Source organism: Kitasatospora sp. Ki12 (genome assembly GCF_054601375.1).
This window is the reverse complement of record NZ_BAAIHT010000002.1, coordinates 2,212,590-2,228,714: the sequence shown is the minus strand read 5'-3', so window position 1 is coordinate 2,228,714 and position 16,125 is coordinate 2,212,590. Positions and strand designations below refer to the sequence as shown.

Below are 16,125 nucleotides of genomic sequence, written 5' to 3'. Positions count from 1 at the left end.
GCATGACCGAGAGCACGACCGCGAGCACGAGCCCGGCCGAGAGCACCGCCGCGAGCGCGACCGCGAGCACGGCCGAGGTCTGGGAGCCGCACGCCCCCGCCGTCGCCGGAGGCCTGCGCCCGCTCCACGCCCGGGGGCTGGACCTGCGGGTGAGCGGTGCCGCCACCGCCCGGGAGACCGCCGACGGGGTGGTGGAGGTGACCGCCGAGGGCAGCGGCGAGGTCCGGATCGAGTGGCGGGTGCCCTGCGTCGACGCCACCGCGTTCTGGACGCCCGAGCCGCGCGGCACCGGCCGGCTGCCCGCCGCCTGGAGCGCCCCGCGCCGGACCGGCCTCGCCGACGGCGCGCCGATCGCCGCGCTGGTCGGCACCGGCGACGTGGCGCTCTGCGCCTTCGCCGCCGGGCGCCCGGACGTCCTGACCGGGGCCGGCGTGGTCGAGGAGACCGGCGAGTTCCGGTTCTGGGCCCAGGCCGCCGAGCGGCTGACCGTGCGGATCGACACCTCGCGCCGCCACTACGCCCGCTGCCTGGCCGACCTCGCCGCCTGGTGGGGCGCCGACCACGCGGCCGACATCCCCGACGCCGCCCGCCAACCCGCCTACTCCACCTGGTACTCCATGCACCAGGACGTCTCACCGAAGGGAGTCGAGACCCAGGCCGCGCTCGGCAAGGAACTCGGCCTGGACGTGATCATCGTGGACGACGGCTGGATGACCGCCGACCGCACCCGCGGCTACGCCCACTGCGGCGACTGGGAGCCGGTCTCCCTGCCCGACACCGCCGCCCACGTCCGGCGCGTCCACGAGCTCGGCGTCCGCTACCTGCTCTGGTACGCACTGCCGTTCATCGGCAAGGACAGCGCCGCCTACCAGCGGATCGGCCGGTACGCGCTCGCCGAGGTCCCCCGGATGGGCGCGGTGGTCGCGGACCCGCGCCACCCCGAGGTCCGGGCCTTCCTCACCGACCGGCTCGCCCGGGCCGTCGAGGAGTGGGGCATGGACGGGCTCAAGGTCGACTTCGTCGACTGGTTCGCCCGCGCCGCCCAGGGCGGCGACGCCCCGGCGGCCGGCCCCGGGGCGGACTGCGACAGCGTCGACGAGGGCGTGCGACGGCTGCTCGCCGCCATCCGCGACCGGATCACCGCCGCGAACCCGGAGGCGATGATCGAGCACCGCCAGCCGTACGTGAGCCCCGGCCTGTGGCCGTACGCCACCATGATCCGGGCCACCGACTGCCCGCTCAGCCCGCAGGAGAACCGGCAGCGGACCGTCGACGTGCGGCTCGCCGCTGGGCCCGTCCCGGTCCACGCCGACATGCTGATGTGGCACCCGGCCGAGCCGCCGGAGCAGATCGCCTGCCACCTGATCAACGTGCTGTTCTCGGTCCCGCAGGTCTCCGTCGACCTCGCCGCGCAGAGCGACGGGCAGCGCGAGGCGCTCGCCTTCTGGCTCGGCGTCTTCCGCGAACACACCGAGACCCTCCAGCTCGGCGAACTGCTGCCGGCCCGCCCGGACCTCGGCTACCCGATGGTCACCGCGCGCGGCGCCGACACCGTCGCGGTGGCACGCTACGCCGCCCTTCCCGTGGACGCCGCCGGCGAGGACTGGCGCACCCTGCTGGTCGCCAACGCCGACGCCGACCCGGACGTCCGGCTCACCGGCGGCAGCGGGCGGGCCGCGGTGACGGTGCGGGACGCCCGGGGGCATATCGTCCGGCAGGGCGAGGTCGAGCTGGCCGCCGCGGACCCGATCCCGGTACCGCGCGGCGGACTGCTCACCCTGCGCCGCCCCTGACCAGGCCTGGAGGAGACCGGATGCCCGAGGGACCGCCGCGACCGCGCCGCGGCGCCAGCACGATCGAGGAGGTCGCCCGGGCGGCCGGGGTCTCCCGGCAGACCGTCTCCAACGCGCTCAACGCCCCGCACCGGGTCCGGCCGGAGACCCTGGAACGCGTCACCACCGCGATCCGCGAACTCGGCTACCAGCCCGACCAGTCCGCCCGCTCGCTGCGCAGCGGCGCCCGGCGCACCCTCGGCTACCTCGCCCCGGTGGACGACCCGCTCGACCCCAACCCGCTGATGGCCGGCTTCCTGGAGGCCCTGGTCGACGCGGCGGGCGCCGAAGGCCGACGAGTCCTGCTGTTCCGGCCCGCCCCGCCGACGGCGGACCCGACGGCCGCGATCGACGAACTGGTGGCGGCCCGCCAGGTGGACGGGCTGGTGCTGGCCGACGTGCTGGCCGAGGACGCCCGGATCGCGCACGTCGCCCGGCTCGGCGTCCCCTTCGTCAGCTTCGGGCGCACCGGCCCGGGGGAGCCGCAGCACTGGGTGGACATCGCCAACGACGCGGCGATGGCCGAGGTGGTGCGGCACCTCGCGGCCCAGGGCCACCGCCGGATCGGCTACCTCGGCGCCGCCGAGGAGCTGCCCTGGATGGCGGCGCGGCGGGCGGGCTTCCTCGCCGAGGCCCACCGGCTGGGGCTCACCGCGGTGGCGCTGCCGGGGGCGGAGGCGACCGCCCCTTCGGCGGTCGCCGCGGTCCGGGCGCTGCTGCGCGGGCCCGACCGGCCGACCGCCGTCGCCGCGGGCAGCGACCTGCTGGCGCTGGACGTGTACGAGGCGGTCCGGGCGGAGGGGCTGGCGGTCGGGCCCGGCGGGGTGGCCGTCACCGGCTTCCACGACACGCCGCTCTGCCGCCACCTGCACCCCGGGCTGACCTCCGTCCGGCTGCCGCTGCGGGCGATCGCCGCCGCGCTGGTCGGCCGGCTGCTGGGCCGGCTGCGCGGTGAGGCGGAGCCGGCGGCGGGGCTGGAGCTGCCCACCGAGCTGGTGGTGCGGGGGAGCAGCGGGTAGCCGGAAGCGGGCCGCGGGCTGTCGGCCAGTCGGGTCGTCGGTCAGTCGGCGCCCGGTGCGACGATCAGCTCGCCGACCAGGCGGGCGGCCGCGGCCCGCTGTTCGGCGGGCAGGGCGTCGTCGGTGACGAGGACGTCCAGCTGGTCCAGAGCGGCGAAGGAGGCCAGGCCGACGGCGTTCCACTTGGTGTGGTCGGCCACCACGACCACCCGGCGGGCCGAGTGCAGAAAGGCCCGGTTGGTCTCCGCCTCGGCCAGGTTGGGGGTGGTCAGCCCGGCCTCGGGGGAGAGGCCGTGGCAGCCCAGGACCAGCAGGTTGACGTGCAGCGAGCGGATCGCCTGGTCGGCCACCGGCCCGACCAGCGCGTCCGAGGGTGTGCGGACGCCGCCGGTGCGGATCACCGTCGCGGTGGCGGGGCCGCCGTCCTCGTCGGGCTGTTCGAGGAGGTCGGCGATCCGCAGCGAGTTGGTGACCACGGTGAGGCCCTCGACCGCGCGCAGGTGCCGGGCGACCGCGAAGGTGGTCGTCCCGCCGGCCAGCGCGACGGCCGAGCCGGGCGGTACCAGTGCGGCGGCCGCGCGGGCGATCGCCTCCTTGGCGGGCAGCTCCCAGTGCGCCTTGGTCTCGAACCCGGGCTCGCCGGTGGCCGGCGCCTCGATCCGCACCGCGCCGCCGTGCACCTTGTGCACCAGGCCGCGGCGGGCCAGCGCGTCCAGGTCGCGGCGGACCGTCATGTCGGACACCCCGAGCTCCCGGACCAGCTCGGTGACCCGGACCCCGCCGCGCGCACGGACCTGCTCCAGGATCAGCACACGGCGCTGCCCGGCGAGCGGTTGGGCGCTGTCAGCCATCGGGAGGCCTCCTTCCCCTACGTCTGAGGCATGGCATTGGTGGATAATGTTTGAGATTGTAGCTTTCTGTTGATTCCAATGGCTCCACTCGGAGGAAGAAGGCCATGCCCGGGACGACCCTGACCCAGCCCACGACCAGGACCGTGACCGGACTCGCGGACGGCCGGCAGCTGATCTACTACGACCGCGGGGCCGCCGCCCCCCGGAACGCCGTCGACGAACGCCCGCTGGACCCGCAGGCCCCCGGCTCCCAGGTCCGGCTCGACCCGGCCACCGGCGACTGGGTCACCATCGCCGCGCACCGCCAGGCCCGCACCTACCAGCCGCCCGCCGAGGAGTGCCCGCTCTGCCCGTCCCGGGACGGCCGGCTCAGCGAGATCCCGGCCGAGGACTACCAGGTGGCCGTCTTCGAGAACCGCTTCCCCTCGCTCGCCGGCCCGCCCGCCGACCCCGCCGGGGAGGCCGACGGCCTGTGGACCGCGGGCCCCGGCGCCGGCCGCTGCGAAGTGGTCTGCTTCACCGCCGACCACGACGCCTCCTTCGCCGACCTCACCCCCGAGCGGGCCCGGCTGGTCCTGGACGCCTGGACCGACCGCACCGCCGAACTCTCCGCCCTGCCGGGGATCGAACAGGTCTACTGCTTCGAGAACCGGGGCGCCGAGATCGGCGTCACCCTCGCCCACCCGCACGGCCAGATCTACGCCTTCCCGTTCACCACCCCCCGCACCGCCCGGATCGCCGCCCGTGCGGCCCGGCACCGCGCCGCCACCGGCGGCAACCTCTTCGAGGACCTCCTCGCCGCCGAACGCGCCCACGGCGAGCGCGTCGTGCTGACCGGCGAGCACTGGACGGCCTTCGTGCCCTTCGCCGCCCGCTGGCCCTACGAGGTGCACCTGTACCCGAACCGCAGGGTGCCCGACCTGACCGCCCTGGACGAGTCGCAGCGCGCCGAATTCCCGCTCCTCTACCTGGAGTTGCTCCGCCGCTTCGACCGCCTCTTCGGCGCCGGCCGCACCCCGTACATCTCCGCCTGGCACCAGGCGCCCACCGGGCAGCGCGACGAACTCGCCCTGCACCTGGAGCTGTTCACCATCCGGCGCGCCGCCGACAAGCTCAAGTACCTGGCCGGCGTGGAATCCGGCATGGACGCCTTCGTCAACGACGTCACCCCCGAGGACGCGGCCCGCCGGCTGCGGGAGGTCGCGTCGTGAGCCCCGCGCACCCCGTGAACACTGTGAACCCCGAGAACACTGTGAGCCCCGTGAACCCCGTGAACCCCGTGAACCCCGTGAACCCCGTGAACGCCCCCACCTTCGCCGAGCTCTACGGACGCCCCGCCGAAGGCGAGTGGGCCGCCCCCGGGCGGGTGAACCTGATCGGCGAACACACCGACTACAACCTCGGCTTCGTGCTGCCGATCGCCCTCCCGCAGACCGTCCGCGCCGAGGCCGCCCGCCGGGACGACGGACTGCTGCGGCTCTGGTCCGCCCAGGGCCGGGAACTCGTCGAACTCCGGCTCGCCGACCTCGCCCCGGGCGCGGTACCCGGCTGGGCCGGCTACCCGGCCGGCGTGGTGTGGGCGCTGCGCGACGCCGGACACGAGGTCGGCGGCGCCGACATCCGGCTGGACAGCGACGTCCCGAGCGGCGCCGGCCTCTCCTCCTCCGCGGCCCTCGAATGCGCCGTCGCCGCCGCCTACGACGGCCTGTACGGGCTGGGCCGCTCCGCATCCGAACTCGCCCAGCTCGCCCAGCGGGCCGAGAACGCCTTCGTCGGCGTGCCCTGCGGGATCATGGACCAGATGGCCTCGATGTGCTGCCGCCCCGGCGCCGCCCTGTTCCTGGACACCCGCGACCTGTCGGCACGCCAGGTCCCCGTCGACCTCGCGGGCGCGGGCCTCGCCCTGCTCGTCCTGGACACCCGGGTCAAGCACGACCTCGGCGACGGCGCGTACGCCGCCCTGCGGGCCGGCTGCGAGAAGGCCGCCGGCCTGCTCGGACTGCCCGCGCTGCGCTCCCTGGAACCCGCCGGACTCGCCGACGCGCTCACCCGCCTCCCCGAGGAACTGCGCCCCCTGGTACGCCACGTGGTCACCGAGAACGCGCGCGTGGAGGCCGCCGTCGCCCACCTGGACGCCGGCGACCTCCCCGCACTGGGCCCGGTCCTCACCGCCGGCCACGCCTCGCTGCGCGACGACTTCCGGGTCTCCTGCCCGGAGACCGACCTCGCCGTCGAAGCCGCGGTGGCCGCCGGTGCCCACGGCGCCCGGATGACCGGCGGCGGGTTCGGCGGCTCCGTCATCGCCCTGGTCGACACCGGCCGGGCCGACCACGTCGCCGCCGAGGTCACCGCCGCCTTCCGCACCGCCGGCTACGCCGAGCCGCGCACCCTCACCGCCACCCCCGCCGAGGGGGCTCGGCGGATCCGCTGATCAGGCCCGGTGGGCCGCCGGGCGCTCCGGGGAGGCCTCCGCGAGCGCCCGGGCCACGGCCTCGGCGCCGGCGCGCAGCCCGTACACCGGGGTGGACGGCTGCTGGCGCCAGGAGTCGTCGATGCCGCCCGCGTCCACCGAGTCGAAGCCCAGCTCGTCGACCAGCGCCCGGACGACCCGCTTGGCCGCCTCGTCGTCGCCCGCGACCGGCACGGCGATCCGCTCCGGGTCGCCCGCCGGGAGCGGACGGTCCAGCAGGTCCTGCGCGTAGGTGCCGTTGAACACCTTCACCACCGGGTGGCCGAGGTGCCGCTCCGTCCACCGGCTCTCGGTGAGCCCGTCGTCCTCGATCGCGTCGATCCGGCCGTCGCGCTCCTTCGGGTAGTAGTTGCCGGTGTCGATCACGGCCACGCCCTCGGCGGCCCCGTCGAACAGCCCGGCGGGCAGGTCCGGGACGTTCTTCAGCGGCACGGTCACGACCACGACCTCGGCGCCCCGCGCCGCCTCGGCGACCGTCACCGCCGTCGCGCCGGTCTCCTCGACCAGGGCCTTCAGCGTCTCCGGGCCGCGCGAGTTGGCGACCGAGACGTCGTGCCCGAGCGCGGTCAGCCGCCGGGTCAGGTTTCCGCCGATGTTGCCCGCGCCGATGATGCCGATCTTCATAGGAAGCCCCTCGTGTGCGAGTTCCGTACCGGGTCGTCAGGCTCGTACGGCCCGTCCGGCCGCGGTAGCCCGTCGTCCTGGCCCAACCGCGCCGCGACCGCCGCGATTCCCCGCGCCAGGGTGGTTCTCCGGGACCCGGGGTCGGGGCGGGTCTGGTACCGGGTCGGCGGCCGCCGTGAGGGTGGGAGCCATGAACACCGACCGCACCCCCGCCGACCACACCGTCCTCGTCACCGGCGGCACCAGCGGCATGGGCCTCGCCACCGCCCGCCGCCTGCTCGCCGACGGCTCCCGGGTCGTCGTCACCGGCCGCGACGACGCCCGGCTCGACCGCGCCGCCCGGCTGCTCGACGCCGGCGACCGGCTGCTCGCCGTCCGCGCCGACGCCGCCGTCCCGGCCGACCTGGCCCGCCTCGCCGACACCGTCCGCGAGCGGTACGGCAAGCTCGACGGCGTCTTCGCCAACGCGGGCGTGGCCGGCTTCCGGCCGCTGGAGGAGGTCACCGAGGACGAGTTCGACCGGATCACCGGCACCAACCTCAAGGGCGTCCTCTTCACCGTCCGGCACGCCCTGCCCCTGCTGGACGCGGCCGGCGGCGGCTCGGTCGTCCTCAACGCCTCCTGGACCCAGCACCGCGGCCTGCCCGGCGCCGCCGTCTACGCCGCCACCAAGGCGGGCGTCCGCAGCCTCGCCCGCACCCTCGGCAGCGAGCTCGCCGGGCGCCGGATCCGGGTCAACTCGGTCAGCCCCGGCTACATCGTCACCGAGATGTTCCACCGGGCCGTCCCGGACCCGGCCGACCACGAGCCGATCCGCGGCCACGTCCCGCTCGGCCGCCTCGGCACGGCGGAGGACGTCGCCGAGACCGTGGCCTTCCTGCTCTCCGACCGGTCCTCGTACATCACCGCGCAGGACATCGTGATCGACGGCGGCCTCGTCCCCGCCTTCCCCTCCCTCAGGGGCTGATCCACCCGCCGATCCGCCCGCTTCCACCCGCCGCCCCGTGCCTGGTCCTGACAGGGCCAGGCACGGGGACGCCCCGCCGGGCGACAATCCTTCCGTGAACCCGACCAGCGCCCTGAGCGAATTCCTCCGCACCCGCCGCGCCCGGCTGCGCCCCGAGGACGTCGACCTCCCCGACTACGGCGGCCGCCGCCGGGTCGCCGGGCTGCGCCGCGAGGAGCTCGCCCACCTGGCGGGCGTCAGCGTCGACTACTACACCCGCCTCGAACAGGGCCGGGTCGGCAACCCCTCGCAGACCGTGCTCGACGCCGTCGCCCGCGCCCTGCGGCTGGCCCCCGACGAGTCCGGCCACCTCCACCGGCTGGCCCGGCCCGCGCCCCGCCCGCGCCGCCGCCCCGCCGTCCGCCAGCAGCCCCGCCCCTCCCTGCTGCGGCTGCTGGACCAACTCCACGACACCCCGGCCCTGGTGATGGGCCACCGGATGGACGTCCTGGCCTGGAACCGGGCCGCCACCGCCCTGTTCGGCGACTACGGCGCCCTGCCGGCCGAGGAACGCAACATCGCCCGCATCACCTTCCTCGACCCCTCCTCCCGCGAGCTCTACGCCGACTGGGCGAGCTGCGCCCGGGAGAACGCCGCCTTCCTCCACCTGGAGGCCGGCCGCCGCCCCGACGACCCGCTGCTCGCCGAACTCGTCGGCCAACTCTGCCTCCGCAGCGAGGAGTTCCACCACTTCTGGGCCGAACACCCGGTCGCCGACAAGACCTCCGGCCGCAAGGTCTTCCGCCACCCCGTCGCCGGCACCCTGGACCTCGCCTACGACACCCTCCGCCCCGCCGACGACCCCGGCCAGGCCCTGGTCACCTACACCCCCGACCCGGGCACCCCGTCCGACGACGCCCTCCGCCTGCTGCTCTCCTGGGCCGCCTCGCGCTGAGCCCCGCGTTCCCCGGCGCCGGGCCGGTCGGGTGACGGACGGCCCCCGCCGCGGGAGCCGCCCGGTCCGTCACTCGAAGCGCGCGGGGTCTCCGGCCCCCCGTCGGACGACCTCCGGGCTGCCGCTGGAGAAGTCGATGACCGTCGTCGGCTCGGTGCCGCAGTCGCCCGAGTCGACCACCGCGTCGAGCACGTGGTCGAGGCGCTCCTTGATCTCCCAGCCCTGGGTCATCGGTTCGTCGTCGCCGGGCAGGACCAGGGTGCTGGAGAGCAGCGGCTCACCGAGTTCGGCGAGCAGCGCCCGGGTCACGGCGTGGTCGGGGATCCGGACGCCCACCGTCTTCTTCTTGGGGTGCATCAGCCGGCGCGGAACCTCCTTGGTGGCGGGGAGGATGAAGGTGTAGCTGCCGGGGGTCGCGGCCTTGACGGCGCGGAACACGTTGTTGTCGAGCTGGACGAACTGCCCCAGCTGCGCGAAGTCCTCGCACATCAGGGTGAAGTGGTGGCGCTCGTCGAGGCGCCGGATCGTCCGGATCCGTTCGAGGCCGTCACGGTTGTCCAGCCGGCAGCCCAGGGCGAAACAGGAGTCGGTCGGGTACGCGATCAGGGCTCCGGAGCGGAGGCTGTCGGCCACCGTGCCGATGGTGCGCGGCTGGGGGGACTCGGGGTGAACGTCGAAGTACTTCGCCATTGGCCGACCCTACGGGATTCCCGGGGCTCATCGGCGCAGCCGCGTCGTCCCGCGTTCCGACGCTCCCGCGTTCCGGCGTTCCGGCGTTCCGGCGTTCCGGCGTTCCGACGCTCCCGCGTTCCGGCGTTCCCCCGTTCCGGCGTTCCCGCGTTCTGGCGGGCCGCCGGGCCGCGGCGTACGGTCGGTCGGCATGGGCTTCGATCAGGCTGCGGCGAACCGGATCTTCCTCCCCGGGACGTACGCCGAGGGCGTGCCGTACGACCTGTTCCGTGAGCTGCGGGCCGAGGCGCCGGTCTGCTGGGTGGAGGAGCCGGCGGTGGGGGAGTGGCCGGCCGGGCCCGGGTACTGGGCGGTGCTGAGGCACGCGGACGTGAAGCACGTGCTGCGCAGCCCGGAGGAGTTCTCCTCGCACCTCGGCGCGACCCAGATCAGGGACCCGGACACGCCCGCCGACCTGGCCTTCGCCCGCACGATGATGCTCAACCAGGACCCGCCCGACCACTCCCGGCTGCGCCGGGCCGTCGCCGCGGCCTTCACCCCGCGGGCGCTGCACGAGCTGACCGTGGCCGTGGAGCGCCGCGCGGCCGAACTCGTCGACGCGATCCGCCCGTTGGGCGAGGCCGACTTCGTGCCGGTCGCCGCCGAGCTGCCGGTGTGGACACTGGCCCTGATCCTGGGCGTGCCGGAGCAGGACCGGCAGCTCCTGGTCGACTGGTCGAACCGGGTGATCGGCTACCAGGACCCCGACCACGCCCGGTCCAGTACCGCCGACCCCTCCCGGCTCACCGACCTGGGCCGCGCCGCGCTCGCCCACCGCCCCGCCGTCCGGACCGCCGTCCGCACCGCCCCCGGCGGACGCCCGGTCAACCCGCGCTCCCGCGCGGCCCTCGCCGACATGTTCGCGTACGCCCACGGGCTCGCCGAGCAGCCGCCGCCGGGCAGCATCGTCGCCCGGATGCGGGACGCCGGGCTGGGCCCCGCCGAGTTCGAGACGATGTTCTTCCTGTTCGGGGTCGCCGGCAACGAGACCCTGCGCAACGGCCTGCCCGGCGGGCTGTACTCCCTGCTCACCCACCCCGAGCAGTACGGCCGGCTGGCCCGCGAGCCCGGGCTGACCGCTCCGGCGGTCGAGGAGCTGCTGCGGTTCTGGCCGCCGGTCGTGGAGTTCCGCCGCACCGCCACCAGGGACGTGGTGCTGGCCGGGCGGCCGATCCGCCGGGGCGACAAGGTGGTGGTCTACCACGCCTCCGCAAACCGGGACGAATCGGTCTTCCCCGACCCGGACCGCCTGGACCTCACCCGCTCGCCGAACGACCACGTCAGCTTCGGCTTCGGCCCGCACTTCTGCGTCGGGGCACGGCTCGCCAGGATCCAGACGGCGGCCCTGATCCGCCGGGTCGTCGCCGGACTGCCCGGCCTGGAGCTCGCCTCCGACGCGCCGCCGAAGCGGCTGGTCTCCAACTTCCAGAACGGTCTCAAGTCACTGCCGGTCCGCTGGAGGCAGCGGTGAGGAACCCGGGGCGCGGAACCGCCGGCGCGGAACCGGCGGCGCGGGGACGGAGGCGTGGGGCGGTCAGCCCGCGCAGTCGGGGCAGAGCCCGCGGTAGGTGACCTCGGCCTGCGAGACGGTGAAGCCGAAGCGCTGCTCCGCCGGGAGGTCGGCGAGCGGGTTGCCGAGCGGGTGGACGTCGCGGATGGCGCCGCAGCCGGTGCAGATCAGGTGCTGGTGCGGACGGTGGGCGTTGGGGTCGTAGCGCTTGGCGCGCCCGTCGGTGGCGACCTCGATGACCTCGCCGAGCGTGACCAGCTCGCCGAGGGTGTTGTAGACCGTCGCCCGGGAGATCTCCGGCAGGCGCTCGGCCGCCCGGGCGTGCACCTCGTCCGCGGTCAGGTGCACGTGCTCGCCGTCCAGGACCTCGGCCACGACACGCCGCTGGGAGGTCAGGCGCCAGCCGCGCCCGCGCAGCCGCTCCAGCAGGTCACTCATATCGGTTCACCTATTCAGGTCAAGGGGAGGACCGGAGTTTACCAATGCACATCCTGCGCCCTCCGGTTCCCGATGGGATATGGGCTTGGTGCCTTTCTTGACTTGGATTCCGTCCATCGTAGGATCGGCTCCGCGCTAGCCTGGTGAGCAGCAGCACGTGGCTCCCGTTGCTGTGGTGCGCAGCAGCAACACGTGGCACGCGGCTCCGAACGGCACCGACCGGTGCCGTAGGCAGCCAGAGAAGACACCGTGATCCGCCTTGTGAGGGAAGGATTCCCATGTCTGACATCCACGATGCAACCGGCGTAGAGGCGAGTGCGGAGGGCTGCCCGGTGAATCACGGGCGCGCGCCGCACCCGACCCAGGGCGGTGGCAACCGCCAGTGGTGGCCGGAACGGCTCAATTTGAAGATCCTTGCCAAGAACCCCGCCGTCGCCAACCCGCTCGGCGGGGAGTTCGACTACGCGGCGGCCTTCGCCACCCTGGACCTCCCGGCCGTCAAGCGGGACATCCAGGAGATCCTCACCACCTCCCAGGACTGGTGGCCGGCCGACTACGGCAACTACGGTCCGTTCATGATCCGCATGGCCTGGCACAGCGCCGGCACCTACCGGATCAGTGACGGCCGCGGCGGCGCCGGCGGCGGCCAGCAGCGCTTCGCCCCGCTGAACAGCTGGCCCGACAACGCCAGCCTGGACAAGGCCCGCCGCCTGCTCTGGCCGGTGAAGAAGAAGTACGGCCGCAGCCTGTCCTGGGCCGACCTGATCGTCCTGACCGGCAACGTCGCGCTGGAGGGCATGGGCTTCCGGACCTTCGGCTTCGGCGGCGGCCGCGTCGACGAGTGGGAGCCGGACGAGGACGTCTACTGGGGCCCGGAGACCACCTGGCTGGGCGACGAGCGCTACACCGGCGACCGCGAGCTGGAGAGCCCGCTCGCCGCCGTCCAGATGGGCCTGATCTACGTCAACCCCGAGGGCCCCAACGGCAACCCGGACCCGATCGCCGCCGCCCGCGACATCCGCGAGACCTTCTACCGGATGGCGATGAACGACGAGGAGACCGTCGCGCTGATCGCCGGCGGCCACACCTTCGGCAAGACCCACGGCGCCGGCCCGGCCGACAACGTCGGCCCGGACCCGGAGGCCGCCCCGATCGAGCAGCAGGGCCTCGGCTGGAAGAGCAGCTTCGGCACCGGCGTCGGCGCCGACGCGATCACCAGCGGCCTGGAGGGCGCCTGGACCGCCACCCCGATCACCTGGGACAACAGCTTCTTCGAGACGCTGTTCGGCTACGAGTGGGAGCTCACCAAGAGCCCGGCCGGCGCCCACCAGTGGAAGCCCAAGGACGGCGCGGGCGAGGGCACCGTCCCGGACGCCCACGACCCGAGCAAGCGGCACGTCCCGATCATGCTCACCACCGACCTGTCGCTGCGCTTCGACCCGGTCTACGAGCCGATCTCCCGGCGCTTCCTGGAGAACCCGGACGCGTTCGCCGACGCCTTCGCCCGCGCCTGGTACAAGCTCACCCACCGCGACATGGGCCCGGTCGTCCGCTACCTCGGCCCGGAGGTCCCGAGCGAGAAGCTGCTCTGGCAGGACCCGCTGCCGGAGGTCTCGTACCAGTCGGTCGAGGCGGCCGACGTGGCCGACCTCAAGCGCCGGATCGGCGCCACCGGCCTGTCGGTGGCCGAGCTGGTCTCCACCGCCTGGGCGGCGGCCTCCTCCTTCCGCTCCAGCGACAAGCGCGGCGGCGCCAACGGCGCCCGCATCCGGCTGCAGCCGCAGATCGGCTGGGAGGTCAACGAGCCCGACCAGCTGGCCTCCGTGCTGCGCACCCTGGAGGGCGTGCAGCAGGAGTTCAACGCGCAGGCCGGCGGCGGAAAGCAGGTCTCGCTGGCCGACCTGGTGGTGCTGGCCGGCGGCGTCGGCGTCGAGCAGGCCGCCAAGGCGGCCGGCCTCGCCGTCGAGGTGCCGTTCGCGCCGGGCCGGGTGGACGCCCCGCAGGAGCTGACCGACACCGAGTCCTTCGCCGCGCTGGAGCCCAAGGCGGACGGCTTCCGCAACTGGGTCGGCAAGGGCAACCGGCTCCCGGCCGAGTACCTGCTGCTCGACAAGGCCAACCTGCTCGGCCTGAGCGCCCCCGAGCTGACCGTGCTGGTCGGCGGCCTGCGCGTGCTGGGCGCCAACCACGGCGGGTCCGCGCACGGCGTGCTCACCGCCACCCCGGGCGTGCTGACGAACGACTTCTTCGTCAACCTGCTGGACCTGGACACCCGTTGGACGGCCACCTCGGAGGACTCGCACACCTTCGAGGCCCACGACGCCTCCGGCAAGGTCACCTGGACCGGCACCCGGGCCGACCTGGTCTTCGGCTCCAACGCCGAACTGCGCGCCGTCGCCGAGGTGTACGCGAGCGACGACGCCAAGGAGAAGTTCGTGACGGACTTCGTCGCGGCCTGGACCAAGGTCATGAACGCGGACCGCTTCGACCTGGTCTGATCGAGGCCGTCCCGAGCCGGTGACGGCGGGAGCCCGGGAGTCGTCAACCCCCGGGCTCCCGCCCGTCGTTACGGCGTTACGGCTCCTGCGCCGCGGACCCCACGCTGACCAGCCCGGTCTCGTACGCCGCGACCACCACCTGGGCCCGGTCCCGCAGCCCCAGCTTGCCGAGGATCCGGGCGACGTGCGTCTTCACCGTCGCCTCGGACAGCCGCAGCCGGGCGGCGAGTTCGGCGTTGCTGAGGCCGCGGCCGAGCAGCGCCATCACCTCCAGTTCGCGCGGGGTGAGCGTGCCCAGCTCCCGGTGCGGGGCGGCGGTCGGGGCGTCCGGGCGGGCGAAGCGCTCGACCAGGCGGCGGGTGATGGCGGGGGCGAGCAGCGCGTCCCCGGTGCGGACCAGCCGGACGGCGGCGGCCAGGTGCTCCGGGGTGACGTCCTTGAGCAGGAACCCGCTCGCCCCGGCGGCCATCGCGGCGTAGACGTAGTGGTCGAGGTCGAAGGTGGTCAGCATGATGATCCGCGGCGGCTGCCCGGAGGGGTCGGCGAGGATCCGGCGGGTGGCCTCCAGCCCGTCCAGGCCGGGCATCCGGATGTCCATCAGGACGACGTCCGGTCCGGTCCGGCGGACTGCGGAGACGGCCCGCTCGCCGTCCTCCGCCTCGGCGACCACCTCGATCCCCTCCGACTCCAGGATCAGCCGGAACCCGCCGCGGACCAGGGCCTGGTCGTCGGCGACCACCACCCGGATCGGCTGTCCACTCGTCGGCTGTCCACTCATCGGTGGTTCAGTCGTCGGCTGTTCACTCATCGGCTCTCCAACGGGATCAGGGCGGTGACGCGGTAGCCGCCGCGCGGCCGGGGGCCGGACCGCAGGGTGCCGCCGTAGACGGCGAGGCGTTCGCGGAGGCCGAGCAGGCCGCGGCCGTTTCCGGTGGCGGCGGCGCCGGTGGGGCGGCCGCCGGTGTCGGTGACGTCCACCGTCAGGTGGTCGGGGGCGTACTCGACGGTCACCGTGGCGTCGGCGCCGCCCGCGTGCTTGACGGTGTTGGTGAGGGCCTCCTGGACGACCCGGTAGGCGGCCAGTTCGACCCCGGGCGGCACCGGCCGGCGCTCGCCCCGGACCGCCAGCTCCACCGGCAGCCCGGCCCGGCGGACGCCCTCGACCAGCGCGTCCAGCCGGCCGAGGCCCGGCTGCGGGCTCAGGTCGGCCCCGGCGGCCGGGTCGAAGCCGGGCGCCGGATCGGCGGGCTCCGAGTCGATGGTCAACAGGCCCATGACGTGCCGAAGTTCGGTCATCGCCGCGCGCCCGCCGGACTCCACCGCGGCCATCGCCTCGCGGGCCTTGTCCGGGGCGGTGTCCAGGATCTTGCGGGCGGCACCGGCCTGGATCGTCATCATGCTCACGTTGTGGGTCACCACATCGTGCAACTCCCGTGCGATCCGCGCCCGTTCGAGCTCCACCGCGCGGCGCAGGGCGGTCAGCTGCTCGCGTTCCAGGGCGGTCAGCCGCTCCCGCCCCTCGTCGACCCGGCGGCGCCACATCCGCAGTTCGTAGGCGACCGCGAACACCGGCACCAGGACCAGGACGGCGATCACCCCGTTGGGGAAGTGCGGCAGCTTGGCGTCGGTGAAGAGCACCACCAGCGCGGCCGTCGCGACCGGCAGGCTGAGCAGGACGGTCCTCGGGCGGCGCCCGTACGCGGCCGCGCTGTACGCGGCGACGATCACCGCCGTGCCCGCCGAGTACGCGATGTCCTGCGACTGGTGGCGGACCAGCAGCGCGGCCGGCAGCACCGCCCACAGCACCGCCAGCGGATGGCGGCGGCGCAGCACCAGAGGCAGCGGCACGAGCGGGACCAGCAGCAACAGCCAGGTCAGGGTCGTTTCGCGCGGGTTGTCCGCGATGGTGGCGTAGCGCCCGCTGGTGACGGAGAGGAAGAGGGCCAGGGCCACGTCGAAGGCCAGGCCGCGCCGGGTCGGCCGGGGCGGCGGCGTGGCGCCCGGGCCATCGGCCGGGTCGTCGGCCGGGCGGAGGGCCGCGCGCAGCCGTCGCACCGTCGGATGGTTGATCACCGGGACATTGTGGGGGTCGGGCGGCCCCGGGGACAGCCCCGCGGACGGCGGTAGCCGGTACATCCGGCGACTACCTCGCAAGGATGACGCCGCGCCGGATCCGCCGGACGCGGTACGGAAGTTGCCGCGGGCGACGGACGCGGCGGCGCCCCGCCCCTCCGTACCGTCGTGCCGTCCACC

At 74.7% G+C, this 16,125-nt stretch carries 14 protein-coding genes; 8 read left to right on the top strand and 6 right to left on the bottom strand.

The genetic code is table 11. The features are described from left to right. The first annotated feature begins 2 nt into the window (after positions 1-2). Positions 3-1,793 carry a glycoside hydrolase family 36 protein gene (locus ACYP53_RS27225; protein WP_459649351.1) on the top strand — a complete coding sequence of 597 codons (1,791 nt, stop codon included), beginning with the start codon at positions 3-5 and terminating at the stop codon, positions 1,791-1,793. Positions 1,794-1,813: 20 nt separating this feature from the next. Then, complete coding sequence (locus tag ACYP53_RS27220) at positions 1,814-2,851, top strand: LacI family DNA-binding transcriptional regulator (protein WP_189917069.1); 1,038 nt, start codon at positions 1,814-1,816, stop codon at positions 2,849-2,851. 41 nt (positions 2,852-2,892) lie between these two features. Here ACYP53_RS27220 and ACYP53_RS27215 read toward each other — a convergent pair whose 3' ends face one another. Continuing rightward, positions 2,893-3,702 (bottom strand): DeoR/GlpR family DNA-binding transcription regulator, encoded by an 810-nt coding sequence (locus ACYP53_RS27215; protein ID WP_189917071.1) that lies wholly within the window; start codon positions 3,700-3,702, stop codon positions 2,893-2,895. A gap of 104 nt (positions 3,703-3,806) precedes the next feature. On the opposite strand from ACYP53_RS27215, the gene galT reads away from it, so the two are divergent. After that, a complete protein-coding gene (gene galT, locus ACYP53_RS27210; protein WP_459649350.1) occupies positions 3,807-4,913 on the top strand; it encodes a galactose-1-phosphate uridylyltransferase in 1,107 nt (368 codons plus the stop codon). An 86-nt stretch (positions 4,914-4,999) separates the two neighbouring features. Continuing rightward, positions 5,000-6,133, top strand: a complete 1,134-nt coding sequence (gene galK / locus ACYP53_RS27205) for a galactokinase (RefSeq protein WP_459649349.1) — start codon at positions 5,000-5,002, stop codon at positions 6,131-6,133. Here galK and ACYP53_RS27200 read toward each other — a convergent pair whose 3' ends face one another. Then, positions 6,134-6,796: an NADPH-dependent F420 reductase gene (locus ACYP53_RS27200; protein ID WP_189917075.1), complete on the bottom strand. Its 663-nt coding sequence runs from the start codon at positions 6,794-6,796 to the stop codon at positions 6,134-6,136. A gap of 190 nt (positions 6,797-6,986) precedes the next feature. Here ACYP53_RS27200 and ACYP53_RS27195 point away from each other — a divergent pair, with 190 nt between their 5' ends. Further along, complete coding sequence (locus ACYP53_RS27195; RefSeq protein ID WP_459649348.1) at positions 6,987-7,763, top strand: SDR family NAD(P)-dependent oxidoreductase; 777 nt, start codon at positions 6,987-6,989, stop codon at positions 7,761-7,763. Between the two features lie 94 nt (positions 7,764-7,857). Further along, complete coding sequence (locus ACYP53_RS27190; RefSeq protein WP_459649347.1) at positions 7,858-8,697, top strand: helix-turn-helix domain-containing protein; 840 nt, start codon at positions 7,858-7,860, stop codon at positions 8,695-8,697. A gap of 69 nt (positions 8,698-8,766) precedes the next feature. Here ACYP53_RS27190 and ACYP53_RS27185 read toward each other — a convergent pair whose 3' ends face one another. Beyond that, positions 8,767-9,387, bottom strand: a complete 621-nt coding sequence (locus tag ACYP53_RS27185; RefSeq protein WP_189917080.1) for an L-threonylcarbamoyladenylate synthase — start codon at positions 9,385-9,387, stop codon at positions 8,767-8,769. A 190-nt stretch (positions 9,388-9,577) separates the two neighbouring features. Here ACYP53_RS27185 and ACYP53_RS27180 point away from each other — a divergent pair, with 190 nt between their 5' ends. After that, complete coding sequence (locus ACYP53_RS27180) at positions 9,578-10,897, top strand: cytochrome P450 (protein WP_459649346.1); 1,320 nt, start codon at positions 9,578-9,580, stop codon at positions 10,895-10,897. Between the two features lie 63 nt (positions 10,898-10,960). On the opposite strand, the gene ACYP53_RS27175 is transcribed toward ACYP53_RS27180, so the two are convergent. After that, entirely contained in the window at positions 10,961-11,374 is a 414-nt protein-coding gene (locus tag ACYP53_RS27175) for a Fur family transcriptional regulator (RefSeq protein ID WP_189917084.1), read from the bottom strand. 278 nt (positions 11,375-11,652) lie between these two features. On the opposite strand from ACYP53_RS27175, the gene katG reads away from it, so the two are divergent. Continuing rightward, positions 11,653-13,872 carry a catalase/peroxidase HPI gene (gene katG, locus ACYP53_RS27170; protein ID WP_459649345.1) on the top strand — a complete coding sequence of 740 codons (2,220 nt, stop codon included), beginning with the start codon at positions 11,653-11,655 and terminating at the stop codon, positions 13,870-13,872. 76 nt (positions 13,873-13,948) lie between these two features. Here the strand turns inward: katG and ACYP53_RS27165 are convergent, their stop codons facing one another. Next, positions 13,949-14,650: a response regulator transcription factor gene (locus ACYP53_RS27165; RefSeq protein ID WP_459649344.1), complete on the bottom strand. Its 702-nt coding sequence runs from the start codon at positions 14,648-14,650 to the stop codon at positions 13,949-13,951. 26 nt (positions 14,651-14,676) lie between these two features. Continuing rightward, entirely contained in the window at positions 14,677-15,945 is a 1,269-nt protein-coding gene (locus ACYP53_RS27160) for a sensor histidine kinase (protein ID WP_459649343.1), read from the bottom strand. Between the last annotated feature and the right edge of the window lie 180 nt (positions 15,946-16,125).

Bases quoted from the DNA above. Each gene is read 5' to 3' on its own strand.
- ACYP53_RS27225 (WP_459649351.1), top strand. From the start codon at position 3: ATGACCGAGAGCACGACCGCGAGCACGAGCCCGGCCGAGAGCACCGCC.
- ACYP53_RS27220 (WP_189917069.1), top strand. From the start codon at position 1,814: ATGCCCGAGGGACCGCCGCGACCGCGCCGCGGCGCCAGCACGATCGAG.
- ACYP53_RS27215 (WP_189917071.1), bottom strand. From the start codon at position 3,702: ATGGCTGACAGCGCCCAACCGCTCGCCGGGCAGCGCCGTGTGCTGATC.
- galT (WP_459649350.1), top strand. From the start codon at position 3,807: ATGCCCGGGACGACCCTGACCCAGCCCACGACCAGGACCGTGACCGGA.
- ACYP53_RS27200 (WP_189917075.1), bottom strand. From the start codon at position 6,796: ATGAAGATCGGCATCATCGGCGCGGGCAACATCGGCGGAAACCTGACC.
- ACYP53_RS27195 (WP_459649348.1), top strand. From the start codon at position 6,987: ATGAACACCGACCGCACCCCCGCCGACCACACCGTCCTCGTCACCGGC.
- ACYP53_RS27185 (WP_189917080.1), bottom strand. From the start codon at position 9,387: ATGGCGAAGTACTTCGACGTTCACCCCGAGTCCCCCCAGCCGCGCACC.
- ACYP53_RS27180 (WP_459649346.1), top strand. From the start codon at position 9,578: ATGGGCTTCGATCAGGCTGCGGCGAACCGGATCTTCCTCCCCGGGACG.
- ACYP53_RS27175 (WP_189917084.1), bottom strand. From the start codon at position 11,374: ATGAGTGACCTGCTGGAGCGGCTGCGCGGGCGCGGCTGGCGCCTGACC.
- katG (WP_459649345.1), top strand. From the start codon at position 11,653: ATGTCTGACATCCACGATGCAACCGGCGTAGAGGCGAGTGCGGAGGGC.
- ACYP53_RS27165 (WP_459649344.1), bottom strand. From the start codon at position 14,650: ATGAGTGGACAGCCGACGAGTGGACAGCCGATCCGGGTGGTGGTCGCC.